A 25,226-nucleotide genomic window follows, 5' to 3' on the forward strand; every position below is an offset into this window, starting at 1 on the left:
CCTACTCCGCCGACGCCTGCACCGGCTCGGTGGCCGCGCGCAGGTGCGCCAACTGCTCGCGGTTGAAGGCCTGGTACTCGCGCTGCCAGGACGACGGCTGCGCCACCGGCATCACCTGCACCGCCGTCACCTTGTACTCGGGGCAGTTGGTGGCCCAGTCCGAGTTGTCCGTGGTGATCACGTTGGCGCCGGACTCGGGGAAGTGGAACGTGGTGTAGACCACGCCCGGCTGCATCCGCTCGCTGACGATGGCGCGCAGCACCGTCTCGCCCGCCCGGCTCTGCACGCCCACCCAGTCGCCGTCCTTGATGCCACGCTCCTCGGCATCGTGCGGATGGATCTCCAGCCGGTCCTCGTCGTGCCAGTGCACGTTGTGGGTACGCCGCGTCTGGGCGCCCACGTTGTACTGCGACAGGATGCGCCCCGTGGTCAGGATCAGCGGGTACTTGCGATTGACCTTTTCGTCGGTCGCCACGTACTTGGTGATGATGAACTTGCCCTTGCCGCGTACGAAGGCATCGACGTGCATGGTCGGCGTGCCGCTCGGCGCGTCGGCATTGCACGGCCACTGGATGCTGCCGAGCGCATCGAGCTTCTGGTAGCTCACGCCCGAGAAGGTCGGCGTCAGCCGCGCAATCTCGTCCATGATCTCGGACGGATGGTTGTAGTGCATCGGGTAGCCGAGCGCGTTGGCCAGCAGGATGGTGGCCTCCCAGTCGGCATAGCCGCCCTTCGGGGGCATGACCTTGCGCACGCGCGAGATGCGGCGCTCCGCGTTGGTGAACGTGCCGTCCTTCTCCAGGAACGACGAACCCGGCAGGAACACGTGGGCGTACTTGGCGGTCTCGTTCAGGAAGATGTCCTGCACGACGATGCATTCCATCGACGACAGCGCCTCGGCCACATGCTGCGTGTTCGGGTCAGACTGCACGATGTCCTCGCCCTGGCAGTACAGCCCCTTGAACGAGCCGGCCAGCGCCGCCTCGAACATGTTCGGGATGCGCAGGCCCGGCTCCGGGTTGATCTCGACGTTCCAGGCGGCCTCGAAGGCGCCGCGCACCGTCGAATCGGACACATGGCGGTAGCCCGGCAGTTCGTGCGGGAAGGAGCCGATATCGCACGAGCCCTGCACGTTGTTCTGCCCGCGCAGCGGGTTCACGCCCACACCTTCGCGGCCGATGTTGCCGGTGGCCATGGCGAGGTTGGCGATGCCCATCACGGTGGTCGAACCCTGCGCGTGCTCGGTCACGCCGAGCCCGTAGTAGATCGCCGCGTTGCCGCCGGTGGCATAGAGCCGGGCGGCGCCGCGCAGCTGGTCGGCCGGCACGCCGGTCACGGCTTCCATGGCCTCGGGCGAGTTCTCGGGCAGCGCCACGAAGTCGCGCCACTGCTGGAACGCGCGGTCCTCGCAGCGCTCGGCGATGAACGCCTCGGCCAGCAGCCCTTCGGTGACGATCACGTGCGCCATCGATGTCACCAGCGCCACGTTGGTGCCGGGGCGCAGTTGCAGGTGATAGTCGGCGCGGATGTGCGGCGAATCGACCAGGTCGATGCGGCGCGGATCGGCCACGATCAGCCTGGCGCCGGCGCGCAGGCGCTTCTTCATGCGCGAGGCAAACACCGGGTGGCCGTCGGTCGGATTGGCGCCAATGACCATGATCACATCGGCCTTGGCCACCGAGCGGAAGGTCTGCGTGCCGGCGGACTCGCCCAGCGTGGTCTTCAGGCCATAGCCGGTGGGCGAGTGGCAAACCCGGGCGCAGGTATCGACATTGTTATTGCCGAAGGCCGCGCGCACCAGCTTCTGCACCAGATAGCCTTCCTCGTTCGTGCAGCGCGACGAGACGATGCCGCCGATCGAATCCTTGCCGTGCTCGGCCTGGATGCGCTTGAACTGCGCGGCCGCGTAGCCGATGGCTTCCTCCCACGACACCTCGCGCCACGGGTCGGTGATCTTCGCGCGGATCATCGGCTTGCGGATGCGGTCCTTGTGCGTGGCGTAACCCCAGGCGAAGCGGCCCTTCACGCAGGCGTGGCCCTCGTTGGCCTGGCCGTCCTTGTACGGCACCATGCGCACCACCTCGTTGCCCTTCATCTCGGCCTTGAACGAGCAGCCCACGCCGCAGTAGGCGCAGGTAGTCACGGTGCTGTGCGATGCCTGCCCCAGCTTGATGACCGAGGTCTCGGTCAGCGTGGCGGTCGGGCAGGCCTGCACGCAGGCGCCGCAGGACACGCAGTCCGACTCCATGAACGACTGGCTCGTGCCGGCCGCCACGCGGGACTCGAAGCCGCGCCCGCTGATGGTCAGCGCGAAGGTGCCCTGGGTCTCCTCGCAGGCGCGCACGCAGCGGTTGCAGACGATGCACTTGGAGGCATCGTAGGTGAAGTACGGGTTCGACTCGTCCTTGGCCAGCGCCGTGTGCGTGGCCACCGGCACCGCGCTGGCGCCGTCGTTGTAGCGCACCTCGCGCAGGCCGACCACGCCGGCCATGTCCTGCAGCTCGCAGTTGCCATTGGTCGGGCAGGTCAGGCAGTCGAGCGGATGGTCGGAAATATAGAGTTCCATCACGCCGCGCCGCAGGTCGCCGAGCTTGTCGCTCTGGGTGCGGACCTTCATGCCCGCCTCCACCGGCGTGGTGCACGAGGCCGGATAGCCGCGCCGCCCCTCGATCTCCACCAGGCAGAGCCGGCACGATCCGAAGGACTTCAGCGAATCGGTGGCGCACAGCTTGGGCACGCCCACGCCGGCCTCGGCCGCCGCCCGCATGACCGAGGTGCCGGCTGGCACCGTGACGGCCACACCGTCAATCTCCAGCGTCACCTGCGTCTCGGACAGGCTGGCCGGGGTTCCAAAATCGAAATCGTCGCGTGCGTTCAAGGGATGTCTCCCGTCAAACTTCGTAGGGCTGCGCGCCCCTGAGGGGCGCGTCGTTCTTTGATCTGGCTCGGTGATCCGGCTCGGTGATCGGGCTCAGGCGGCCTTGGCGGGCTTCGGCGCGAGGCCGAAATCCTCCGGAAACTCGTTCAGCGCGGACAGCACCGGGTACGGCGTCATGCCGCCCATCGCGCAGAGCGAGCCGTTGAGCATGGTGTCGCAGAGGTCGCGCACCAGCGCCACCTGCTTCACCGGCTGCTCGCCGGCAATGATCCGGTCGATGACCTCCACGCCGCGCGTGGAGCCGATGCGGCACGGCGTGCACTTGCCGCAGGACTCGATCGCGCAGAACTCCATGGCGTAGCGCGCCATTTTGGCCATGTCCACGGTCTCGTCGAACACGACGATGCCACCGTGGCCGACCACCGCGCCGAAGGCCGCGAAGGCCTCGTAGTCCATCGGCGTGTCGAAGCGCGACTCGGGCAGGTAGGCGCCCAGCGGCCCGCCAACCTGCACCGCGCGGATGGCCCGGCCGCTGCGCGTGCCGCCGCCGTAGTCCACCAGCAGTTCGCGCAGCGTGATGCCGAACGCCTTCTCCACCAGCCCGCCCTGCAGGACGTTGCCGGCCAGCTGGAACGGCAGCGTGCCGCGCGAGCGGCCCATGCCGAAGTCGCGGTAGTAGGTGGCGCCGCGCGCCAGGATCACCGGCACCGTCGCCAGCGAAATCACGTTGTTGATGACGGTCGGCTTGCCGAACAGCCCTTCGATGGCCGGCAGCGGCGGCTTGGCGCGCACCACGCCGCGCTTGCCTTCCAGGCTCTCCAGCAGCGCCGTTTCCTCGCCGCAGACATAGGCGCCGGCGCCCTTGCGCACTTCCAGGTGGAAGCGCCGGCCGCTGCCGCGAATGTCGTCGCCCAGCCAGCCGGCCTGCGTGGCCAGGGCGATGGCCGCCTCGGTCACGGCAATCGCGTGCGGGTATTCGGAGCGCGTGTAGATATAGCCGTGCTCGGCGCCCACGGCGAGGCCGGCAATCGTCATGCCCTCGATCAGCATGAACGGGTCGTCCTCCATGACCATGCGGTCGGAGAAGGTGCCGGAGTCGCCCTCGTCGGCATTGCAGACGATGTACTTGATGTCGGATGCCGCGCCCAGCACGGTCTTCCACTTGATGCCAGTGGGAAACGCCGCGCCGCCCCGGCCACGCAGGCCCGAGTCAGTGACTTCCTGGACGATCTGGGCCGGCGCCATGGCCAGCGCGCGGGTCAGCCCCGCGTAGCCCTCGTGGGCGATGTAGTCGTCGAGCGAGAGCGGATCGGTGATGCCCACCCGCGCGAAGGTCAGCCGCTCCTGCTTCTTCAGGAACGGGATCTCGTCGGTCAGGCCCTGGGCCAGCGCGTGGGCGCCGCCGGTCAGGAAGCCGGCCTCGAACAACCCGGGCACATCGCTGGCGGCCACCGGGCCGTAGGCCACGCGGCCTGCGGCGGTCTGCACCTCGACCAGCGGCTCGAGCCAGAACAGGCCGCGCGAGCCATTGCGCACGATGCGCACGTCTGCGCCACGGCTGGCGGCTTCCTGTTCGATGGCGCGCGCCACATCGTCGGCGCCGAGGGCCAGCGCGGTGGAGTCGCGCGGGACGAAGATCGTCGTGCTCATGCCTGGACCTCCGCCTCGGTGGTTTCGGTGGTTTCGGTGGATGCAGGCAGCGCGGCCACCAGCGCGTCGAAGCGCTTCGCATCCACGCGCGCGTGGAGCTGTTCGCCGATCATCACCGCCGGGCCGCATGCGCACTGGCCCAGGCAGTAGACCGGCTCCAGCGTGAAGCGGCCATCGGCCGTGGTCTCGTGGAAGCCGCAACCCAGCGCCCGGCTGGCGTGCGCGGCCAGCGCGTCGGCGCCCACGGACTGGCACGCCTCGGCGCGGCAGACCTGCACCACGTGCTGGCCCGCCGGCTGCTCGCGGAAATGGTGGTAGAACGTGATCACGCCGTGCACCTCGGCGCGCGAGAGATTCAACGCCTTGGCGATGACCGGCACCGCATCGGCGGGAATGAAGCCGTGGCTGTCCTGAATCTCGTGCAGGATGGGCAGCAGCGCGCCCGGCATGTCGCGCCGGGCATCGACGATGCGGGTAATGGGATTGGGGATGTCCGGCATGGTTGTCTCCGTGCTTGTCATCGTTCTGGCCCCGGAGCCCATATAGGCTATTTATTTCATATTCCGGGGTTTCGCAGCTGGCTCTTTGGGCCTTTTCGCGACTATATGCCCGTGATTTCTGGCGTTCAATATGCTATTTTCCGCATATGCTACGTATCTCGATCGAGCCCCATCTCCAGATCCGCGACGACGCCACTCCCGATGCCGCGCGGGCCGCGCCCAGCCTTGATGTGTCACGGCTGGTGGCCCTGCTTGGCCATATCGAGGCCACCGGCAACATCGCCCAGTCGGCCGAGGCCGTGTCGTTGTCTTACCGCTACGCCTGGGGCATCCTGCGCGACGCCGAAACGCTGTTCGGCGGCGCCCTGATCGCCAAGACACGTGGACGGGGATCCACCCTCACGCCGATGGCCCAGCAACTGGTGTGGGCCAGCAAGCGCATCGCGGCGCGGCTCTCGCCCACGCTGGACAGCCTGGCGTCGGAGCTGGAAATCGAACTGAAGAAGCTGATGGATGCGACCGACCCGGCCGTGCGGCTCTACGCCAGCCACGGTTTCGCGGTGGCGGCGCTGCGCGACTATCTCGACGAACAGAAGGTGCGGCACGACCTGAAGTACTGCGGCAGCCTGGAAGCCGCGGCGGCCCTGGCCGAGGGCGCGTGCGACGTGGCCGGCTTTCATGTGCCGATCGGCGCACTCGAACAAGACACCCTGCACCGCTTCGCCGCCTGGCTGCGGCCCGAGACGCATTGCCTGATCCACCTCGCCGTGCGCTCCCAGGGTCTCTTCGTACGGCCCGGCAACCCGCTCGGGGTGGGAACACTGGAAGACCTGGTCCGGCCCGATGTGCGCTTCGTGAACCGGCAGGTGGGCTCGGGCACGCGGCTGCTGCTGGAATTGATGCTGGCGCGGCGCGGCATCGACCCGAACCGGATCGAGGGCTTCAGCAACGGGGAATTCACGCACGCGGCGGTGGCGGCCTATATCGGCAGCGGCATGGCCGATGTGGGCTTCGGCGTGGAGACGGCGGCGCGCCGCTTCGGGCTCGAATTCGTGCCCGTGCTCAAGGAGCGCTATTTCTTTGCGATCGAGAAGACGGCGCTGCACAGTCCGGCGCTGTCCGGCGCGGTGTCGGCCATGCGCAGCGCGGCCTACCGCGAGCGCGTCAACGCGCTGCCGGGTTACGACGGCGCGCTGACGGGAACCGTGCTGACCTTCGAAGAGGCGTTCCCGGGCATCCCGCTATAAGTAACAGAAAGCAGGATGCCGGGAGAGGTCGGCCCGGGCCGAACCGGGCCGGTCCGGTCAGTAGGCGACGACGGACAGCGTCACGCCGGCCGGCAGGCGCACCTTGTCGCTGTACACGCCATCCGTGGTGGCCGTGCGCTTCAGCGGCAGCGTGCCGAGGCCCTGCAGGAAGCTCGGCACCGACGCCGGCAGCTTGCGCAGCGCGGCATTGGCGGTGGAGGCCGGGTCGATCTCCGGCAGCTCGAAGGTGCCGTCGGTCCATCGCGGATAGCCGTAGCCAGTCGGCGCCTTGGCGGCCGGCATGCCGCTGCCGTTGGTCGCCGCCCAGCGCGTCAGCGCCAGGTTGAACGTCAGGCCCGGCTGGGTGGCCTGGATCGCCTGGTCGAGCACCGTCTTCGAGCCCACCACCTGGCGCGTCAGCAGGTCCTTATAGAAGGGCAGGCCGAGCTGGCGGTCCAGGAAGCCGCCGAAGCTGCCGGACACCGAGTAGCTCTCGCACGTGCCGCCGCCCGTGAAGGTCAGCAGCGGGCAGTTGAAGCCGCTGTAGCGGTAGAAGTCCGGGAAGCGCACATCGCGGATCGCGTTGTAGGTCGGGTCGATGCTGAAGCTGAGGAAGTCCTCCATCTGCATCGCCGTCATTTCCTCGAGCCAGTCGTCGTAGGCGTAGGCGGTGCCCATCTTCACGGCGCGGCGGTAGAAGTTCTGCATGTGCGTCCCTTCGTGCGCCATGGTCATCTTCATCGCCTTCATGCCGGTGGCGCCGCCCAGGGCCAGCGTCTCGCTGTCCAGATACAGCGAAATCGACTCGTTGCTGCGCGAATCGGCGGTCTTCAGCAGGTTGTGCAGGCCCCAGAAGTAGCCCACGGTGCCGCCCGGGGCGCCGTTGCCGTCGAAGTTCAGGATGACGATGTCGATCGGCTGGCCGGCGGGCAGCACGGTGTCCGGATGGGCGTTCGCGCCCCAGACCGCGCCGCCGATGCCGGTCAGCAGGTCATAGATCTTGCCCGTGCCGGCGAAGGCGGCACCCAGGTCGTCGACGATGGTCGAGTCGATACCGTTGACGATGTTGTACTGGGAGTCTTCCACCCAGACATTGACGATGGTGCCGTCGGTGGCGGTCATCTGCTTGCGCAGCGTGGCGGGGCGCGTGGAACCGTCCGTGTGGTACCAGGACTTGGTCGCCCCCACGCCCGGGATCGCGACGGCCCGCGGCGCCGGCACGCCCAGGGTCTGGCGCAGCGGTTGCGCGGCGGCCACCTTCTCGGCCCAGCCGGTGCGGTTGAATTCGGCGATCTCGCGGCGGCGGGCTTCCGCCTCGGCGTCGGCGCTCAGCGCCTGCGGCGACAGACGGGTCACCGTGGTGGCGTCGAGCATGCTGGCGGAGAGCCCGCTGGGCAGCAGCGCCAGGGTGTTGTTCAGGTTGGTCAGCAGCAGGGAGATCGAGGTGCCGGCCAGGCCCGAGATCGAAAACTGCACATCCTCCGACGCGCTGCCGGCGGTGTGGCCCCAGACGCCGGTGCCCGCGCCCGAGAAGGCAGCGCTGGTGGCGGCGCTGCATTGAGTGCCGCTGCACGCCTGGTCGAGGCCGGTCACCAGCACCGGCTGCGCCGGGGTCACGGGCGTGTTGGTGTCGCCGGCCTGCTGCGTCGTGGTGGTGGTGGCGGCATTGTCGCCGCCGCCGCCGCAGGCGGTCAGCGCAAGCGCCGCCAGGACGGTCAGCGCGGGCAGCCCGCGCGAAAACAGGGACAGATCAGAACCACGCACTGCGAGGCGACGCATCAGGACACTCCCGAGAAAAAGGTGAGCCCCCGGCAGGGTGCCGGGGTGCGTCCTGTCTTAACGGCGGGTGTCGCCCGTGCTTTAGGGATTTGTCAGGATTTGTCGCGTTCTGTCGTTTTTACCGCTTTGACGTCAGATCTGGCGGATCGGCGGATCGGGGGTGCCGATCCTGCCAGCCCGGTCAGTAGACTTCCGGCACGATCATCGCGTCCGGCACCGGCTGGCGCGTGTAGTCGGCGTGGCGCTCGCGCTCGGGCAGCACGATGACCGGCTGCGCCGGCTCCACGTACTGCATCTGCCCCAGCAGGTGGCGGATGCAGTTCAGCCGCGCGCGCTTCTTGTCCACGGCCTGCACGATCCACCACGGTGCCTCGGGAATATGGGTGCGCTCGAGCATGATCTCCTTCGCCCGGGTGTAGTCCTCCCAGCGGCGGCGGGACTCCAGGTCCATCGGGCTCAGCTTCCACTGCTTGAGCGGATCGTGGATGCGGCTCAGGAAGCGCAGGTGCTGCTCATCGTCCGAGATCGAGAACCAGTACTTGATGACCTGAATGCCCGAGCGCACCAGCATGCGTTCGAACTCCGGCACCGAGCGGAAGAACTCCTCGTACTGGTCGTCAGTACAGAAACCCATCACGCGCTCCACCCCGGCGCGGTTGTACCAGCTGCGGTCGAACAGCACCATCTCGCCCGCGGCCGGCAGGTGCGACACATAGCGCTGGAAGTACCACTGCGTGCGCTCGCGGTCGTTGGGCGCCGGCAGCGCGGCCACCCGGCACACGCGCGGGTTCAGCCGCTGCGTGATGCGCTTGATCACTCCGCCCTTGCCGGCGGCGTCGCGCCCCTCGAACAGGATCACCACCTTGTGGCCGGTGGCCACCACCCAGCTCTGGAGCTTCACCAGTTCGCCCTGCAGGCGGAACAGTTCGCGGAAATACATGTGACGTTCAGCGCGCTCGGCCTCGCTGTCGGTCACGCCGGTGTTATCGCCGGGGCCACCCGATTCGCGCGCCAGCAGGCTCTGGATCACCGCGGGATCCCGGTCTTCGAGCTCCAGCTCCAGTTCCTCGTCGTAGTAGTCCGCCACCTCGCGGTGGATGCGCCGGATCAGCGCTTCGTCGTTGTAATCCATGGCATTCCTCCGTCTCGTCCCTGCATCGGCTATCGGGAAATATCGTACGCCTGACCGATGGCAATTGCATGAATTTGCGTGGTGCGGGTCACTCCGCCTGCTTGCGAAACGCCCACCGCCCGGCCAGCACCGAGAAGCTGCCCACTACCGCCACCAGCACCCAGAAACCATGCGGATGGTCGGCCAGCGGAATGCCGCCCACGTTCATGCCAAAAAAGCCGGCGACGATATTGATCGGCAGCGCCAGCACAGTCACCAGCGTCAGCGTGAACAGCGTGCGGTTGGTCTGCTCGTTTAGCTTGGCGGCGATTTCTTCCTGCAGCAGCTTGATCCGCTCCACCAATGCGGCCAGATCATCAAGCACGAGCGAGAATTCCTCGGTGGATTCGCGCAGCGCCTGCAGGTCGGACTCGCGCAGCCAGGCCGGCGGACGGTTCAGCAGGCGGAACAGCGCGCCGGGCTCGGGCGCCAGCAGGCGCTGCAGCCGCACCAGGCCGCGCCGCATGGCGCCCAGGTCGGCCCGGTTGCCCTGCAGCCGCTGGGCCAGCAGGCGGTCTTCGATCTGATCCACGCTGACCCCGGTTTCACGCACGATCTGTACCAGCACGTCGGCCTGATCGCGCAGCAGATGCACGACGAGATCCAGCGGGGAGCGGAAATCCTCGCCACGGCGCACGGCGGCGCGCAGCTTGTCCACCGAGCGCAGCGGGCGCATGCGGGCGGTCACCAGCAGGCGGTGATCGGCGTTGGCCCAGAGGGTGGAGATGTCCGTCGAGGTCACCCCGAAGTTGTAGATCACGTCGTTGACCACGGCCAGCAGCGCGTCTTCCTGGCGCTCGATGCGCGTGGAGTGCGAGCCCTGCCGCAGCGCCTCGAAGAAATCGTCGGGCAGGCCCAGGTGGGTCTTCATCCAGCGCTCGCAGGCGCTGTGCGACAGGTTGAAATGCAGCCACAGGAACGGCCCCGGCGCATCCTGGCGCTGCAGCCAGGCCACCGCCTCCGCGGACGGAATCTCGCGCGGCGGCTGCCCCGGCTCGAACAGGAACCCGCTGACGAGCCCCACCGGATCGGAACCATAGCCGGATTCGACAATGCCGGATTGCATAAACCCCCTGTCCCTTCGTCGACGATCGACACCATGTGCGCCAGCGCGCGACGCTAGCACACCCGCGTGATACGTCGGTGACAGACGGCGACAGACCCCCCATCCGGCGCAATTGCGAATGCGCCGCATGCACTATAACTAACGCATCACCACAACACCGGGCGCCCGACGCCCACCAGGAGGGGACATGTCGAGACAGATCAAGAACAAGGCCGAAGTCCGCGCGATGATCCGTGCCGAGCAGGAGAAGCTGCCGGCGTGCAAGGGATGCTGCTTCGGCGATGTCTGCTGGCACGCGCCGGATGGCGACGGCTGCAACTGGAGCGTCTCGAAGATGGAGGGCGAGAGCGGCGCGGCCTGCCTCGAGGCGCTGGCGTCGAAGATCCGCGCGCTGCAGGAGCAGTTCAACATCGCCGAGGAATCGCCGCGCGGGTGAGGCGTGACGCGGCTTGGCAGCCATAAAGCGCGCCCGGGGCATCTTTCGGAAAGCCATGCGAAATAAACCCGGGCCGCGCCCGTTTTGGTGCGGAATTGCGCGTACAGTTGGCCCATCCACTTTCCCGGAGGCGGCCATGGACACTTCACCGAGCGCCAGCTACAAAGGGTACGACATCTACCCGCTGGTCTACACACATGCCGCGACGCACGAATGGTACGAACGCCGCCCGGACCGCACTTACAGTGCCTCCGTGGTGATCTGCCGCGAAGGGACCGATCCGGTATCGGACCTGGTGCGGGTCTTTCCGATGCTGGCCCGCCAGTGGGACAGCCTGGGCGGCGCACGCCGCGCGGCGGTACAGGCCGGCACCGAAATCATCGACGGGCACGTGCCCGGGCAGTCGATCTCGGGGCTGTAGCCCCGCCCCCCTCCGCGACTGAATACCCGCCTCCTGCAAGGGGCGGCGAATCGGGCTACCCTGTCGGCCATCGCCTCTTTCGCGCGCCGCACAGGATTGCCATGACCCAAGCCCAACCCCTCCGCATCGACTTCGTTTCCGACATCGCCTGCCCCTGGTGCGCGATCGGCCTGTCCTCGCTCCAGCTCGCGCTCTCCCGCCTGGGCGACGCCGTGGACGCCGAGATCGTCGTCCACCCGTTCGAACTGAACCCGCAGATGGGGCCAGAGGGCGAGGACATCGTCGGCTACATCAGCAAGAAGTACGGCCGCACGCCGGCGCAGATCGCCGAGACCCAGGCGATGATCCGCACGCGCGGCGCCGAGGTGGGCTTCACCTTCGGCCCGCGCGAGTGGATCTACAACACCTTCGACGCTCATCGCCTGCTCCAGTGGGCCGGCCAGCAGGCGCCGGCCAGGCAACTGGCGCTGAAGGAGGCGCTGCTGCGCGCCTATCACGGCGAAGGCAAGGACCCGAGCCGCCACGCCGTGCTGGTGGAAGCTGCCCAGTCGGCCGGGCTCGACGCCGCCGCGGCGCGCGCCGTGCTGAATAGCGACGACTTTGCCGAGGAAGTCCGCGCCGAGGAGCAGCAGTCCCAGGCCATGGGCATCCAGTCCGTGCCGTCGATCATTTTCGACAACCGCTACCTCGTCACCGGCGGCCAGGCGCCCGAGGCGTTCGAGCAGGCCATCCGCCAGATCCTGGCCGAGCGCGGCGGCGAAGCGGCCTCCGGCTGATCGCCCTGCCCCTCATTGGTCTCGCGTGGACTCGCATTGACTCTTTTGAGTACACGCTTATCGCGTTGGCGGTGTGACGCCAACGCGACACCCCTCTACGTCGCTCACACTTTCCCGTTCACATTTGCTAACTTTCACCCCCATTAAGTAGGGGCAGCCCTGCGCATCGACGATGCGACCAGGGCGCCGGCCCATGTCAATACATGACGTTTGTCATGTACTTGTCATCGTTCCGGCGATAAACACGAGCGGCACCGAAGAGTGACCGCCGGCAGTAACGGGAAGATGTTCAACAAAAACGAAGGGGTCAACACCATGCAGGTCCTTACACCACGCCCTCAGCCGGGGCGCGACGGGCATCGCGCCGCGTCTCGCCTATCGCATCTATCGCATCTATCGCATCTATCGCGCCAATCGCGCCTGTCGCGCCTATCGCGTCTATCCGCCCTGTCCGTCTGCCTTTCCGCCGCCATGCTGCTGGCCGCCTGTGGCGGCGGCGGCGGTGACGGCGCGCCCTCGGGCACGCCGGCCGGCGATACCCTGGGCTACACGCCGCTGTTCTCGGCAGACACGCCGATGAACGAGCAGATCCAGTACCGCGAGCCCGACGGCACGCTGGTCACGATGATGGGCTCGCGCCCGACCGAGCGCCACGCGCGCGAACGCGGCGAGGCGTGGGACGCCCCCGACGCAGGCCCGGGCCGCTACCTGACCTTCCCGACGTTCTACTTCCAGAACCGCACCTTCGGCCTCGAGATCCACGATCACGTGCCGGCCGGCATCTCGCGCGTGGACGTGTACCTGCGCGTGAACCAGGGCATCTTCGACGGCACCACGTTCAGCCTGTTCCGCAACATCCTGGATACCACCGTGCGCGACTACGGCTGGTCCCTGAACTACGGCTTCAACAACCCGAAGATGGGCGGCCTGCCCATTTGTAGCGAGGGCCAGCCGAAGGAGGACTGCATGATGTCCTTCGACTCGAACTGGCGTACCGACCCCCACAGCCCGCTCAAGATCGGCGACAAGGTCGAGCTGGCCCCGGCGCCGCGCCTCAAGCGCGACCCGGTGGTGGACGGCGGCGGCAGCCGCTACTACTCGTTCGAGCAGCTCTACGTGGTGGGCGTGGGCATGCGGCCGTGGTACGGCATCGCCCCGAACCTCGACTCGGAGCCGCTGCCCGAAGAGACGCTGCTCGGCGGCCAGGCCAGCATCTCGTACAACTACTCCGAGGAGCCGATGCGCGTGTTCCAGCAGATGGCGAACAACATCGGCATCGTCAACACGCAGCGTTTCGTGGAAGGCCGCCGGCTGTTCCACACCTCGTTCCTGGACGGCAAGCACTCGGAGCACGACGCCGACAACCCGGTCTTCACGGCCCACATCGGGCAGCTTGGGCCGCGCTACAACCAGCCGCGCTGTATCGAGTGCCATACGAACAATGGCCGCAGCGTGGCCGCCGGCATCGGGGCGAAGCTCGACACCATGTCGATGCTGACCAACGGCGCCGACGGCAAGGCGGATCCGACCTACGGCTACAACGTGCAGCAGCACGCCCAGGACCCGACGGCGACGCCGTTCGACGTCACGCTCCAGGCGCTCGACAAGACCGTGCGCACGCTGCCTGACGGCGAGCGCGTGGAACTGGTGAAGCCGGTGTTCGCCTTCAAGGGCCCCACGCCCGCGCAGTTCTCCGCGCGCCAGGCGCCGCAGGTGATCGGCATGGGCCTGATCGAGGCCCTGGCCGAGACCACCATCCTGGCCCAGGCCGACCCGAACGACGCCAACGGCGACGGCGTGCGCGGCATCCCGAACTGGATCGTCGATCCGGAAACCGGCAAGACGCACCTGGGCCGCTTTGGCTGGAAGGCGTCGAAGGCCAGCCTGCGCCATCAGGTGGGCGATGCGCTGATCAAGGACATGGGCGTGACCTCGCCGACGTTCCCGACGCGCGGCTGCCAGCGCGGCGCGCCGGACTGCCGGAGCGCCTCGGCAACCTCGGTGACGGAGGGCGAACTGCAACGGCTCACGCACTACCTGTCGCTCATCGGCGTGCCGGCCCAGCGCAGCCTGCGCAGCGGCTTCCCGGACGGCATCCGCGTGTCGCCCGAGCATGACGTGGACCCGCCCCTGATCGCACGCGGCGCCGCCCTGTTCAACCAGGTACGCTGCGTGGCCTGCCACACGGCGACGATGAAGACTGGCAATACGCACCCGTTTGCCGAGCTGCGCAACCAGACCATCCACCCGTACTCGGACCTGCTGCTGCACGACATGGGCCCGAACCTGGCCGACTCGCTGCGCGAAGCCAACGCCGCGCCGAACCTGTGGCGTACCGCGCCGCTGTGGGGCGTCGGCTCGCTGCGCTTCGTGCAGGGCGGCGACCAGAACGTGCGCCTGCTGCACGACGGCCGCGCGCGCTCGATGCTGGAAGCCATCCTCTGGCACGGCGGTGAGGCGGACAGCAGCCGCACCCAGTTCGAGGCGCTGCCCAAGGCAGACCGCGACGCGGTGGTCGCGTTCCTGCAGTCGCTGTGATGTCGATGAAGTGTTGCGGTAACAGCCGTTGAAAAAAACCGGGGCCACGTGCCCCGGTTTTTGCTTTTCCCCCGGCCCGCCCTGGCTAGGCCGTCTGCCGCGCGGGCACCGTGAACTGCACCACCGCCCCGCGCGGGGTGTTGGGGCTGGCCCAGAGCCGGCCGCCGTGCCCGTCGATGATCGAGCGGCAAATCGACAGCCCCATCCCCAGCCCGGTGTCCTTGGTGGTGTAGAACGGGGCGAACACGCGCTCGGCACTGTCGGCGCTGTCGGCGCCGAAGCCCGGCCCCGAGTCGCACACGGTCACGCTCACGCAGCCGTCCTCGGCGGACGCGGTGCGGATCACCAGATGCCGGCCGCCATCGCTGACGCCCCCCATCGCCTCCAGCGCGTTGATGATCAGGTTGAGCAGCACCTGTTGCAGTTCGACACGATCTCCCTCGATGTGCGGCAGGCCATCCGCCAGCTCCGTCTCCACCGTGGCAAGGCCCTTGGCGGCTTCGCCACGGGTCAGTTCCACCACCTCGCGGATCGCGGCGTTCATGTCCACCGGCGCCTTGCGGGGCGGCGACTTCTTGATCAGCTGGCGGATGCGCCCCAGCACATCGCCCGCCCGGTTGGCGTCCTTGACGATGCGGGTCAGCGCCTCCCCCACCTCGTCGACATTGGGCGGCCGGGCGCCCAGCCAGCGCAGTGCGGCCTGGGCGTTGGTCACCGTCGCCGCAATCGGCTGATTGACCTCGTGCGCGATCGACGCCGCCAGTTGTCCCATGGTCGCCACCCGGTTGGCGTGCGCCAGCTCGGTCTGCACCTCGCGGTAGCGCCGCTCGCCCTCGCGCACGCGCTCCTCGGCCTGCTTGCGCTCGGTCAGGTCAAGCACGAAGGCCACGCCCTCCTGCCGACCGGCGCCGAACGACGCCAGGCCGACGATGACCGGCACCCGCGTGCCATTCTTGCGGATGTATTCCTTCTCGAACGGCGCGGCGTGCCCGGACTGCTCGCTCTGGGCCAGCGCGTGCTCGCTGTCCGCGCGCATCTCCGGCGGGGTCAGGTCGCGCCAGCGCACCCGGCCGGAGACCAGATCCTCGCGTTCGTAGCCCACCATGCGCAGGAAGGCGTCGTTGGCTTCCAGCACGTCGCCGGCCACGTTCCAGACAATGATGCCGATGATATTGGCCTCCACCAGCCGCCGGATCTTCGCCTCCCGCTCGGCCACATCGCGGTACAGCCGCGCGTTTTCGAGCGAGATGGCGGCCTGCGAGGCCACCAGCTTCAGCACCGCGATCCGCGCCGGACTGAACGCGCGCGCCGTGAGATTGTTCTCCAGATAGAGCGCACCGGTCAGCCGCGCCTGATTCATCAGCGGCAGGCACAGGATCGAGCGGGCGCGATGCTGGCGCACATAAGGGTCGGTGGCGAACGGCGAATCGGCCGCCGCATCGTCCAGCACCACGCTCTCCCGGGTGCGCAGCGCATGGAACAGCAGTGACTCCGGCAGCAGCTCTGCGCTGGCCGGCACGTCGCGCAACTGAAGCTGAGTGGCATCCGTGCCAATGGTGGCTTCCGCCGCCACCCGGTACTCGCCCGCGCCGGACAGCACCAGCAAGCCGCGTTCGGCGCCGGCCTGCTCGATGGCCGTGCGCATGATCATGTCGATCAGGTTTTCCAGCACGATGTCGCCCGAGGCGGCCTGAGACACCTTGAGCACGGTCGCCAGGTCGAGGTGCTCCACCGGCGTGGCGATGGTGGTGGTCGGGCCCGGCGCAGGGTCTTCATTGCGCAGGTACGGATACTGGGCCTCCAGATGCCGCACCTTGCCATCGGCGCCCCAGCGCAGGTAAGCGTAGCGCGCATCCTGCAGGTAGATGCGGGCGATTTTCCCCAGCCCGCGCGCCGTGTAGAAGCGCGACGCCAGTTCGTTGGCCAGCGCCTCGATGTGGACGAAGCCGCTCGCCTGCGCCGCGTCGATGGCCTGCTCGTAGCCATGCTCGGCATCCACCAGACGGCCTTCCACACGGGCGATCTCGGCGCCGACCAGCGTGGCGCGGTCCGCGAAGTTCTCCGGGCAGTGCTCGGCCCAGTGCGCGAGTTGCCGGTGATGCGCGGCCAGCGCGTCCAGATGGGGCTGGCGCTCGTCCGCCGGGGCGCTGTCACAGGCGGTGGCCTGGGCCAGCGCGGCGTAGAAGTGATACTCCGCCTCCTCGAAAAACGAGGACGAAGTCCAGAGCAGCGCCTGCGCCCGCGCGGCGGCGGCCATGGCGGTGACGTAATCACCACACAGGTAGCGCGCCTGGAGCTTGCGGGTCCAGTACCAGCACTCGGCCAGCGCGAGGTCCGGGCTGGCCGCCAGATGCTGTTCGACGCGCGCCTCCTCGAATGGCTCGCCATCCAGCCTGCCGAAGACCGGCGTCAGGCCGCGCAGCATGCGCACCAGCGCCAGCTGCGTGGCGATAAAGTCGATCACCAGCCCGAAGCGCACCTTTTCGGCGTAGGCCAGCCCGCGCTCGGCCTCCATCTGCACCTCGGCCAGCGGCTCGCCGGCAAAGATCATGTCCGAGTTGCGGCTGTTGCCCGCGTAGGCACCGTACGGCAGGTCGCCGATGCGGTTCGCCGCCGCGAACGCGCGGCGCAGCAGCGGCTGGCACTCGCGCACCGGCCGCAGCCAGCGCATGACGAAGATCGAGAAACAGAGGTAGGTCTTGGCCTCGAAGCGCGTGAGGCCGCGCCGGTCCACCAGTTCGCAGCCCAGCTGGCCAAAGCGGAAGCCGGCCTGATAGTCGCCAAATCGCCGCCCGGCCACCCGGCCGACATTGGCGTAGAGCACGCAGGACGCATCGCAATTACCGCGCTCCATGCTGAGGCTGACCGCCTTGCAGATGGTCAGGCAAGCCAGGTTGGCATCGGTCTGCAGGGCGGGCGCGAACAGCTTGCTCAGCGCCTCCACGGTGCCGAGGGACGCCGCGTCGTCCATCAGCGGCAGGTCGATCAATGCCTCGATGGGGCGGTCGCCGAGGCGGGTCCAGATCTCGTCGTATTCGCGCCGGACGGCGTTGTCGTCCGGGTGAGGCGTCCATTCGATGCCGACATGCCGCAGGTAGTCCAGGCACACGGCCACCGCGCGGTCGCTCTGGTCGAGCACGAGGCAGATGTCCATCTGGAGGCAGGCGACCCGGCCCTTCTCGACTGTGGTGGTGGCGCGCGGGGTCAGCGCGCCCAGGCGCGCGTCCGCGATATCCAGCTGGCCGGTCAGGAACTCGCATTCCACCCGGTGCTGCTCCAGCGCAAAGCGCAGCGCGTGGCGGTGCGCCCACCCTTCGTCGCCCAGCAGCTCCGCCCCCGTGCTCAGGTAGGCCAGCGCCGAGGCGTAGGCCGTGGAGGCTTTGGCGCGCTGCCCGGCCATCAGGTTCAGCGCCGCCAGCCGCTCGCGCTCGTCCGGCTCGGTCATCAGCGCCGCCCCGCGATTGAGCTGGCCGGCGATCTCGAAGATGGCCTCGTCGAGCGTCTCCGGCGGCGTCTGCGCGGCGAGCAACCGGCCCACGCGCAGATGGGCGGCGGCGCGCGAGGCTTCCGGAATCCGCAGGTAGGCCGCCTCATGGACCCGGTCATGCGCGAAGGCATAGGCGCCATCGGCCCGCTCGACCAGCTCCTGGCGGACGGCCTCCCACAGCGCCGCGTGGACCTGCGCCTCCGGCACGCCCAGCACGGTGCTCAGGGTCGCCATCTCGGCTACGTTGCCGAGGCAGGCCAGCTGCTGCAACGCCTGCTGGGTCTCGGCCGGCAGGCGGGCCAGCTTGCCGACCATCAGGTCCACCACGTTGTCGGTGTAGCCCTTGGCGTGGATGCGGTCGGGGTCCCAGGTCCACTGCCGCGCGTCGTGGTCGAAGGCCAGCAGGTCCTCCTCCACCAGCGCCTGCAGGAACTGGATCACGAAGAACGGGTTGCCGGCAGTCTTGTCCTCCACCAGCTGGGCCAGCGGCGCGATGCGCGCCCGTTCGCAATGGAGCGAATCGGCAAACAGCTGCTCGATGTGGGCGCGGCTCAGCGGCGCCAGCTTGATGTCCTCGATCCTGACCCCGGCGTTGCGGATGGCCAGCAGCTTGCCGGTCAGCGGATGGGTGGCATCGACCTCGTTGTCCCGATAGGCGCCCACCAGCATCAGGTGGCGCAGGTCGGCGCGGACCAGCACGTCCTCGATCAGGTCTAGCGTGGCGGCGTCCAGCCACTGGAGGTCATCGAGGAACAGCGCCAGCGGGTGCTCCGGCTGGGCAAACACGCCGATAAAGCGCCGGAACACCAGCAGGAAGCGTTGCTGGGCCTGCTGCGGCTCCAGGTCCGGCACCGGCTCCGGCTCGCCGATGATCAGCTTCAGCTCGGGAATCAGGTCCGTCACCAGCCGGGCGTTGGGCTCCAGCGCCTCCAGCAGCGCACCGCGCCAGCGCGCCAGCTCCGTGTCCGACTTGCCGAGCAGCGTGCGCACCAGGCTCTGGAACGCCTGCACCAGCGTCGAGTACGGGATATCGCGCTTGTACTGGTCGAACTTGCCGGAGGCGAACAACCCGCGCGGCGGCACCAGCACCCGGTGCAGTTCGTTGACCACCGAGGACTTGCCGATGCCCGAATACCCGGACACCAGCACCAGTTCCGGCGTGCTGGTGCGGATGATGCGCGCGAAGGCCGAGAGCATGGTGTCGACCTCCTGCTCGCGCCCGTACAGCTTCTCGGGGATCATCAGCCGGTCGCGCGTGCCGTGCTCGTCGAGCGGAAAGTCCTCGATACGGCGCTGGCGCTCCCACTCCTCCAGGCAGCGCCGCAGGTCGTGCTCGACCCCGGCGGCGGTCTGGTAGCGCTCCTCGGCGGTCTTGGCCAGCAGCTTCATGACGATGCGGGACAGCGCGGCCGGCACGGTCTCCACCCGCATGCGGGGCGACGGCGGCATCCGCGCGATATGGCAGTGCACCCACTCCATGGCGTCCGTCGCCGTGAAGGGCAGCGCGCCGGTCAGCATCTCGTAGAGGGTGACGCCGAAGGCGTAGAGGTCGCTGCGCGAGTCAATCGACCGGTTCATCCGCCCGGTCTGCTCGGGCGCCATATAGGCCAGCGTGCCGGCGATGGTCTCGGGGGGTTCCGGGGCCTGACGCTCGCGTGGCAGGCGCGAGGCGAGGCCGAAGCCGGTCAGCCGGGCCTGGCCGTCGGCGCAGTTCACGAGGATATGGCTGGGCTTGAGGTCCTTGTGGACCAGGCCGCGCTGGTGCAGCTTGCAGAGCGCCAGGGCAATGCCGGTGGCGTGGCGCAGGAAGGTGCCGGCATCCATCGGCGTGCCCAGCATCGTCGAGAGCGGCGCGCCGCCCGGATCGTCGAACATCAGCACCGTCCGCCCGCCATCGCGCGACAACTCCAGCGGGCGCAGCGCCCAGGCGCCGTCCAGTTCGTCCCGGAGCGCGAACTCGTGCGCGAGGCGGTCCAGCGTGGCGGGCAAAGGGTGTTCCGCCGCCGGGCGTGCCAGCAGCACCGCGTGGCCGCCGCCCTCGCCTGGAAGCTTGTCTCGACAGAACACGCGTTCGCCGTCGTCCCACAGGACGTGCAGTCTGTTACCCATTGGCGCCGACAAACATGAGGGATCTGCGTCAGCATATACCAAGGTGAACCGGACGCCATGAGGTGTGCGCTGGCCGGTACAGCGGAACGCGCAGGCCTGCGGAGAGCCGGGCCCGGCGTGATGAGGGATGCCCGATCGATCACCTCGGGAATCAAGCCGCCAGCCGCTCCGGTGCGGTGTCGCTACTGGCCAGCTGGAGCAGGTCGAGCGCGCGGATCTGCTCGGTCATGAAATCGACGAACACCCGGATGCGGGTGGGCAGGTGCTGGCGGCACAGGTAGCTGATGTAGTGGCCCCGGTCGCTCGGCACATGCTGGTGCAGGGCCATGACCAGTTCCCCGCGCGCGAGGTAGTCGGACACCTGGTGCGCCGGCATCTGGGCGATGCCCCGGCCATCGCGCACGGCCTGGAGCACGAGGTCGGCATCGTTGAAGGTCAGCCGGGCGGTCGGCAGTACCTTGCGCAACTGGCCGTCCACCTTGAATTCCCACTCGGCCACGCGCCCGCCGGTAAAGCGCTGGTTGATGCAGTCGTGCTGGCCGAGTTCGTCCAGCGTGGCCGGCAGGCCGCGCTTCTGGACATAGGCCGGCGCCGCGCAGACCACCATCTGCATCGGGATCAGTTGCTTGGCGATGATGCTGGAGTCCTCGATATAGCCGTCGCGGAACGCCACGTCGACCTGGTCGGCGGCGAAGTTGGCGGGCCGGTCATCGAGCAGCAGATCCACCGAGATTTCGGGGTAGGCCTCGGAGAACTTGAGCAGCAGCGGCGCCACCACCTTGCGGCCGAAGCCCACGGTGGAGCAGACACGCAGCATGCCGCGCGGCGGGCCGTTGCGCAGGTCGAGCATGTCGTTCATGGCGCCGACGATCTGGGTCACGCCAAGGTTGCAGTTCTCGAAGAAGCGCTCGCCCTCGCGGGTCAGGTTCGTGGTGCGCGTGGTGCGCAGGAACAGGCGGGTGCTTAGCTGCTCTTCCAGTTTCTGCACGCTCCGGGACACCGCCGAGCGGCCGATGCCCAGCCGCTCGCCGGCGCGGACGAAGCTGCCCTCCGTGGCCACCGCCATGAACGCGATGATGCCGGCGTAGCTGGTGGCGAAGCAACTGGACAGCGCGTCGGCGCGATTGGCCGTGCCCACGCGAAAACCACACTGAGATGTCACCGTCTGATGCATTTGATGGCCCCCCTATCAAGCGTGCCGGCTGTCTGCGGGTGCACTGCGCACTCGCACCGGCCATGACACAAGGTTACGTGCCGGAGGGGCGTAAAACTATTCTGCGGACGGGTAGCGGCACGTCCTACCTAGGATGCGCAACGTCATACTGGGGTATTACCCGAGGCCACCGGGCAAGGCGTAATACGTTTGTATAATGCTCCGCCGCAGGCATGAGCGCTACGCTGGAAACGTCAACACATTCACGCGCGGGTGCACGCCTGCCGCGTGCCATATCCATCCCCAAGGGTCGAGGTCGATCTTTTGTCTTCTGATCAAATTGTGTCGATTGTCGACGATGAAGAGGCGGTTCGCCTCGCGACGGAGAGCCTGGTGCGCTCGTTCGGCAGGCAGACCCGCCTGTTCGCCTCGGCGGAGGAGTTCCTGCAATCGGGCCTGCTCGCCGTCACCGCCTGCCTGATCTCCGACGTGATGATGCCCGGCATGTCCGGCGTGGCGATGCATGAACGCATCCTGTCGCTCGGCTATGCGCCGCCGACCATCTTCATCACCGCCTTCCCCACGGCAGACCTCAAGGCCCGCGCGGCCGAGAACGGCGCGCTGGCCGTGCTCGACAAGCCGGTGGACCCGGACGCCATCGCCCACTGGCTCAGCGTAGCGCTGGATCTGCCATCGTAAATTGACGAATTCTGGAGCGATGCGCCGGCTCAGGCCGGCTTGCGCGGCTGCGGCTGGACGCCCAGTGACTCGGCCTTGCGGACCAGATCGGCCACCGAGCGCGCGCCCATCTTCTTCATGACCCGGCCACGGTGGATCTTCACGGTGACTTCCGTGAGATCCATCTCATAGGCGATCTGCTTGTTCATCAGGCCGGCCACCACGAACACCAGCACCTCGCGCTCGCGCGGGGTCAGCGATTCGTAGGCCGTGCGCAGGCCCGCCACCGACTGCTCGGCGGCCAGCCGCTCGCCGTCACGGGCCAGGGCGTTGGCCACCGCGTCCAGCATGTCCTGGTCGCGGAACGGCTTGGCGAAGAAATCGACCGCGCCGGCCTTCATGGCCTTCACCGTCATCGCAATATCGCCATAACCGGTCATGAACACGATCGGCATGCGCACGCCGCTCTTGGCGATCTGCTCCTGGAAGGCGAGACCGCTTTCGCCGCGCAGCCGGACATCGAGAATCAGGCAGCTCGGCGCGTCATGCTTGGGAAAAGCCAGGAATTCCTGCGACGATTCGAAGGTCTCCACGCGCAGGCCGGTGGAGCGCAGCAACCCGCTCAGGGCGAGCCGGACCGCCTCGTCGTCATCGACCACGTAGACCACGCGCTCCTTGCTGTCCTGCGGGCTTTGGGCCAACGTCGATTGCGACCACGCACTCATCTTGCCTCCTGGGATTACTGCCGCCTATTACCTTCGCTCTTCTCGCTATTGTAGGAGATTTACTATGTGCAGGCGTTGCCGCACGGACGTCACCGGGCGGAGGTTGCAGACGCAAAAAAGGCCCCGTGCCGGGGCCTTTTCCTACCGCCTTCGTGACGAATTTGTCACGCTTGCGGAACCTGGATTCAGGCGAAGTTCTGCGACGCGAAGTCCCAGTTCACCACGTTCCAAAATGCCTCCACGTACTTCGGACGGGCATTGCGGTAGTCGATGTAGTAGGCGTGTTCCCACACGTCGCAGGTCAGCAGCGGCTTGGCGTCGGTGGTCAGCGGCGTGGCGGCGTTGGAGGTGGAGACCAGGTCCAGCGAACCGTCGGTCTTCTTCACCAGCCAGGCCCAGCCGGAGCCGAAGGTGCCCACGGCGGTCTTCGTGAACTCTTCCTTGAACTTGTCGAACGAGCCCCACTTGGCGTTGATGGCATCTGCCAGCGCGCCGGTCGGCTGGCCGCCGCCGTTGGGCTTCATCGATTCCCAGTAGAACGTGTGGTTCCACACCTGGGCAGCGTTGTTGAAGATGCCGCCCGACGACTTCTTCACGATGGCTTCCAGCGTGTCGTTCTCGAACTCGGTGCCCTTGATCAGGTTGTTCAGGTTCGTGACGTAGGTCTGGTGGTGCTTGTCATGATGGAACTCCAGGGTCTCCTTGGAGATGTGCGGAGCCAGGGCATCATGCGCGTACGGGAGCGGGGGGAGCTTGTGTTCCATTGTTCTGTCTCTAGGTTTGGGGTGGGGAGTTGCCGATTGTAGGTGACTTGCCAGACCCGCGCAAACGCGGGCGGAATGCCCCCTGGACTCATGTTAGTTTGCGCGGAAGACAATGGTGGGTCGATTGAGAATCAGTCCCATCCCGGCCCGGCAGGACTCAAAATGCCGCCAGCTTGGCCTGCACGCCGGCGATCTCGAGATCTGCCACGCCGTCGGCCAGATGCGCCTCCACCACGCTGCCCGCGCGCAACTCGGCCGGCGAGCGCAGCGCCCGGCCGCGCTGGTCCAGCAGCACCGCGTAGCCGCGCTCCAGCGTGCGCTGCGGCGCCAGCAACTCCAGCGCGCCGGCCACACGGCCCAGCCGCTGGCTCTCGCGCTCGTGGCGGCGCACGGCGGCGGCTTCCAGCCGCGCGGCCAGCCGGCCCAGATCGGCCTGCGCAGCCGCCACGTCAGGGCGGCACGCGCGCCAGCGCATCGCCAGCACGTCCTGCCGATGGCGCTGCGCGGAGACCGTGTCGCGCAGCGCTGCACGCAAGTGCCGGGCCAGATTGTCGACCCGGGCGCGCCGCTCCTGCAGCTGCGCCTGCGGGCTGCGCAGCCGCCGCGCCAGCCATTCCAGGTGCTGCGCACGGCGTTCCATCTGCCGGTCCAGGGATTGCGCCAGCGCATCGCGCGCGCGGCGCACCGCCTGCAGCAGGTGCGCGCGGTCCGGGCTGACCAGTTCCGCCGCGCCCGTGGGCGTGGGAGCGCGCACATCGGCCACGAAGTCGGCAATCGTGAAATCGGTCTCGTGGCCCACGCCGGACACCACTGGCACCGCACTGCGTGCAATCGCGTGCGCCACCACTTCCTCGTTGAACGACCAGAGATCCTCGATGCTGCCGCCGCCCCGGCACAGGATCAGCACGTCGCATTCGCGCCGCGCGCTGGCGAGATCGAGCATGGCGGCGATCTTCTCCGCCGCGCCGGCACCCTGCACCGGCACCGGATAGACGATGACCGGCACATGTGGCGCGCGGCGCTGGAGCGTGGTCAGCACGTCGCGCATGGCCGCGGCCTGGAGCGAGGTCACCACGCCAATCGTGCGCGCGTGGCTCGGAATGGGTCGTTTGCGTTCGGTATCGAACAGACCGGCCTGGGCAAGTTTTTCCTTGAGACGCAGAAAAGCCTCGTAAAGATTGCCCATGCCGGCGCGGCGCATCGCTTCCACGCCCAGTTGCAGTTCGCCGCGCGCCTCGTACATCGATACCAGCGCGCGCACTTCCACTGCCTCCCCTTCGCGCGGGGCGAAATCCACGTGCTGGTTGCGCCCCCGGAACATCACACAGCGGATCTGCGCGCGGGCGTCCTTGAGCGAGAAATACCAATGGCCGCTCGCCGCACGCGTGAAGTTTGAGATTTCTCCCCGCACCCAGGCCAGCGGAAAGCTGCGCTCGAGCACGCCCGCAATCGCATGGTTCAGTTCACTGACCGGGATCACCTCGCGGGTTCGCGCGGGCATGGCGGGCGGGAGGTTGCGCGGAAGGTTCTCAAAGTCGGGCATGGCGCACGGCCGCACAGGCGGCGTGGAATGGACATGTCCACAGCATACCCGCTGTGTCAAGTGGTTCACCCCGCGCCGTGGCGATCGCTCGGATTGCCGCATCCATCCGTACAAGCCTTTGATTCTTATGAGGAATCGGGTCGGACCAAAAAACAGGCAATGTAAGAGAAAACCTTACGCGTCAACCACTTACGGCCAGCGGCCGCATCTTGTTCACAAAGTTATCCACAGAAGCTCTGGATAATCGATTTGTCAAGCGTTTTGCCTGTGGAGAACTTCTGCCGCTGCGCGCGGCTTGCGCTACA

At 67.8% G+C, this 25,226-nt stretch carries 17 protein-coding genes; 6 read left to right on the plus strand and 11 right to left on the minus strand.

Translation table 11 applies throughout. The annotated features are described in order from the left end of the window. Nucleotide 1: 1 nt before the first annotated feature. The 3 genes from fdhF to AB4120_RS10875 all read right to left on the minus strand — a co-directional run bounded on the left by fdhF (nucleotide 2) and on the right by AB4120_RS10875 (nucleotide 5,028). Nucleotides 2–2,878, minus strand: coding sequence for a formate dehydrogenase subunit alpha (fdhF, locus tag AB4120_RS10865; RefSeq protein ID WP_149136599.1), 2,877 nt, complete (start codon nucleotides 2,876–2,878; stop codon nucleotides 2–4). A gap of 93 nt (nucleotides 2,879–2,971) precedes the next feature. Further along, nucleotides 2,972–4,528, minus strand: a complete 1,557-nt coding sequence (locus AB4120_RS10870) for a formate dehydrogenase beta subunit (RefSeq protein ID WP_149136600.1) — start codon at nucleotides 4,526–4,528, stop codon at nucleotides 2,972–2,974. Beyond that, nucleotides 4,525–5,028 (minus strand): formate dehydrogenase subunit gamma, encoded by a 504-nt coding sequence (locus AB4120_RS10875; RefSeq protein ID WP_149136601.1) that lies wholly within the window; start codon nucleotides 5,026–5,028, stop codon nucleotides 4,525–4,527. Before AB4120_RS10875 ends, AB4120_RS10870 begins: the two co-directional genes overlap by 4 nt. Before the next feature lie 146 nt (nucleotides 5,029–5,174). Here AB4120_RS10875 and AB4120_RS10880 point away from each other — a divergent pair, with 146 nt between their 5' ends. After that, on the plus strand, nucleotides 5,175–6,275 hold the full coding sequence (locus AB4120_RS10880) for a helix-turn-helix transcriptional regulator (RefSeq protein ID WP_149136602.1): 1,101 nt from the start codon (nucleotides 5,175–5,177) through the stop codon (nucleotides 6,273–6,275). A 57-nt stretch (nucleotides 6,276–6,332) separates the two neighbouring features. Here the strand turns inward: AB4120_RS10880 and AB4120_RS10885 are convergent, their stop codons facing one another. From AB4120_RS10885 to AB4120_RS10895, 3 genes are all read right to left on the minus strand, one after another. Beyond that, nucleotides 6,333–8,054 (minus strand): M30 family zinc metallopeptidase, encoded by a 1,722-nt coding sequence (locus AB4120_RS10885; protein ID WP_149136603.1) that lies wholly within the window; start codon nucleotides 8,052–8,054, stop codon nucleotides 6,333–6,335. A gap of 181 nt (nucleotides 8,055–8,235) precedes the next feature. Further along, on the minus strand, nucleotides 8,236–9,186 hold the full coding sequence (gene ppk2 / locus AB4120_RS10890) for a polyphosphate kinase 2 (RefSeq protein ID WP_149136604.1): 951 nt from the start codon (nucleotides 9,184–9,186) through the stop codon (nucleotides 8,236–8,238). Nucleotides 9,187–9,274: 88 nt separating this feature from the next. After that, nucleotides 9,275–10,291 carry a transporter gene (locus tag AB4120_RS10895; RefSeq protein ID WP_149136605.1) on the minus strand — a complete coding sequence of 339 codons (1,017 nt, stop codon included), beginning with the start codon at nucleotides 10,289–10,291 and terminating at the stop codon, nucleotides 9,275–9,277. Nucleotides 10,292–10,478: 187 nt separating this feature from the next. Between AB4120_RS10895 and AB4120_RS10900 the strand changes: the two genes are divergently transcribed. The 4 genes from AB4120_RS10900 (at nucleotide 10,479) to AB4120_RS10915 (ending at nucleotide 14,462) form a co-directional block, all read left to right on the plus strand. Then, nucleotides 10,479–10,727, plus strand: coding sequence for a hypothetical protein (locus AB4120_RS10900; RefSeq protein WP_149136606.1), 249 nt, complete (start codon nucleotides 10,479–10,481; stop codon nucleotides 10,725–10,727). A 136-nt stretch (nucleotides 10,728–10,863) separates the two neighbouring features. Continuing rightward, nucleotides 10,864–11,148, plus strand: a complete 285-nt coding sequence (locus AB4120_RS10905; protein ID WP_149136607.1) for a hypothetical protein — start codon at nucleotides 10,864–10,866, stop codon at nucleotides 11,146–11,148. A 101-nt stretch (nucleotides 11,149–11,249) separates the two neighbouring features. Next, complete coding sequence (locus AB4120_RS10910) at nucleotides 11,250–11,924, plus strand: DsbA family oxidoreductase (RefSeq protein ID WP_441642227.1); 675 nt, start codon at nucleotides 11,250–11,252, stop codon at nucleotides 11,922–11,924. Between the two features lie 471 nt (nucleotides 11,925–12,395). Next, the gene (locus AB4120_RS10915; RefSeq protein WP_441642228.1) at nucleotides 12,396–14,462 is read left to right on the plus strand and encodes a di-heme oxidoreductase family protein; all 2,067 of its coding nucleotides are present in this window, start codon (nucleotides 12,396–12,398) and stop codon (nucleotides 14,460–14,462) included. A gap of 85 nt (nucleotides 14,463–14,547) precedes the next feature. On the opposite strand, the gene AB4120_RS10920 is transcribed toward AB4120_RS10915, so the two are convergent. Together AB4120_RS10920 and AB4120_RS10925 are read right to left on the minus strand one after the other, a co-directional pair. Then, entirely contained in the window at nucleotides 14,548–20,058 is a 5,511-nt protein-coding gene (locus AB4120_RS10920; RefSeq protein ID WP_441642229.1) for a trifunctional serine/threonine-protein kinase/ATP-binding protein/sensor histidine kinase, read from the minus strand. Nucleotides 20,059–20,209: 151 nt separating this feature from the next. Beyond that, a complete protein-coding gene (locus tag AB4120_RS10925; RefSeq protein ID WP_149136609.1) occupies nucleotides 20,210–21,232 on the minus strand; it encodes a LysR family transcriptional regulator in 1,023 nt (340 codons plus the stop codon). A 303-nt stretch (nucleotides 21,233–21,535) separates the two neighbouring features. Here AB4120_RS10925 and AB4120_RS10930 point away from each other — a divergent pair, with 303 nt between their 5' ends. Next, the gene (locus tag AB4120_RS10930; protein ID WP_149136610.1) at nucleotides 21,536–21,910 is read left to right on the plus strand and encodes a response regulator transcription factor; all 375 of its coding nucleotides are present in this window, start codon (nucleotides 21,536–21,538) and stop codon (nucleotides 21,908–21,910) included. 29 nt (nucleotides 21,911–21,939) lie between these two features. On the opposite strand, the gene AB4120_RS10935 is transcribed toward AB4120_RS10930, so the two are convergent. The 3 genes from AB4120_RS10935 to xseA all read right to left on the minus strand — a co-directional run bounded on the left by AB4120_RS10935 (nucleotide 21,940) and on the right by xseA (nucleotide 24,921). Then, nucleotides 21,940–22,614, minus strand: a complete 675-nt coding sequence (locus tag AB4120_RS10935) for a response regulator transcription factor (RefSeq protein ID WP_149136611.1) — start codon at nucleotides 22,612–22,614, stop codon at nucleotides 21,940–21,942. Nucleotides 22,615–22,799: 185 nt separating this feature from the next. Further along, nucleotides 22,800–23,378: a superoxide dismutase gene (locus tag AB4120_RS10940; RefSeq protein WP_144197330.1), complete on the minus strand. Its 579-nt coding sequence runs from the start codon at nucleotides 23,376–23,378 to the stop codon at nucleotides 22,800–22,802. A gap of 157 nt (nucleotides 23,379–23,535) precedes the next feature. Further along, nucleotides 23,536–24,921, minus strand: a complete 1,386-nt coding sequence (xseA, locus tag AB4120_RS10945) for an exodeoxyribonuclease VII large subunit (protein WP_262389477.1) — start codon at nucleotides 24,919–24,921, stop codon at nucleotides 23,536–23,538. Nucleotides 24,922–25,226 lie beyond the last annotated feature (305 nt).

Origin of the sequence: Cupriavidus sp. 2KB_3, from assembly GCF_052115685.1 — a bacterium.
Classification (GTDB): domain Bacteria; phylum Pseudomonadota; class Gammaproteobacteria; order Burkholderiales; family Burkholderiaceae; genus Cupriavidus; species Cupriavidus campinensis.

What these genes read in the sequence shown, in the direction of transcription:
- AB4120_RS10895 (WP_149136605.1), bottom strand. Translation starts at nt 10,291, where the DNA reads ATGCAATCCGGCATTGTCGAATCCGGCTATGGTTCCGATCCGGTGGGG.
- AB4120_RS10915 (WP_441642228.1), top strand. Translation starts at nt 12,396, where the DNA reads ATGCTGCTGGCCGCCTGTGGCGGCGGCGGCGGTGACGGCGCGCCCTCG.
- AB4120_RS10875 (WP_149136601.1), bottom strand. Translation starts at nt 5,028, where the DNA reads ATGCCGGACATCCCCAATCCCATTACCCGCATCGTCGATGCCCGGCGC.
- AB4120_RS10935 (WP_149136611.1), bottom strand. Translation starts at nt 22,614, where the DNA reads ATGAGTGCGTGGTCGCAATCGACGTTGGCCCAAAGCCCGCAGGACAGC.
- AB4120_RS10925 (WP_149136609.1), bottom strand. Translation starts at nt 21,232, where the DNA reads ATGCATCAGACGGTGACATCTCAGTGTGGTTTTCGCGTGGGCACGGCC.
- AB4120_RS10905 (WP_149136607.1), top strand. Translation starts at nt 10,864, where the DNA reads ATGGACACTTCACCGAGCGCCAGCTACAAAGGGTACGACATCTACCCG.
- AB4120_RS10940 (WP_144197330.1), bottom strand. Translation starts at nt 23,378, where the DNA reads ATGGAACACAAGCTCCCCCCGCTCCCGTACGCGCATGATGCCCTGGCT.
- AB4120_RS10920 (WP_441642229.1), bottom strand. Translation starts at nt 20,058, where the DNA reads ATGGGTAACAGACTGCACGTCCTGTGGGACGACGGCGAACGCGTGTTC.
- AB4120_RS10880 (WP_149136602.1), top strand. Translation starts at nt 5,175, where the DNA reads ATGCTACGTATCTCGATCGAGCCCCATCTCCAGATCCGCGACGACGCC.
- ppk2 (WP_149136604.1), bottom strand. Translation starts at nt 9,186, where the DNA reads ATGGATTACAACGACGAAGCGCTGATCCGGCGCATCCACCGCGAGGTG.
- AB4120_RS10900 (WP_149136606.1), top strand. Translation starts at nt 10,479, where the DNA reads ATGTCGAGACAGATCAAGAACAAGGCCGAAGTCCGCGCGATGATCCGT.
- AB4120_RS10885 (WP_149136603.1), bottom strand. Translation starts at nt 8,054, where the DNA reads ATGCGTCGCCTCGCAGTGCGTGGTTCTGATCTGTCCCTGTTTTCGCGC.
- AB4120_RS10870 (WP_149136600.1), bottom strand. Translation starts at nt 4,528, where the DNA reads ATGAGCACGACGATCTTCGTCCCGCGCGACTCCACCGCGCTGGCCCTC.
- xseA (WP_262389477.1), bottom strand. Translation starts at nt 24,921, where the DNA reads ATGCCCGACTTTGAGAACCTTCCGCGCAACCTCCCGCCCGCCATGCCC.
- AB4120_RS10910 (WP_441642227.1), top strand. Translation starts at nt 11,250, where the DNA reads ATGACCCAAGCCCAACCCCTCCGCATCGACTTCGTTTCCGACATCGCC.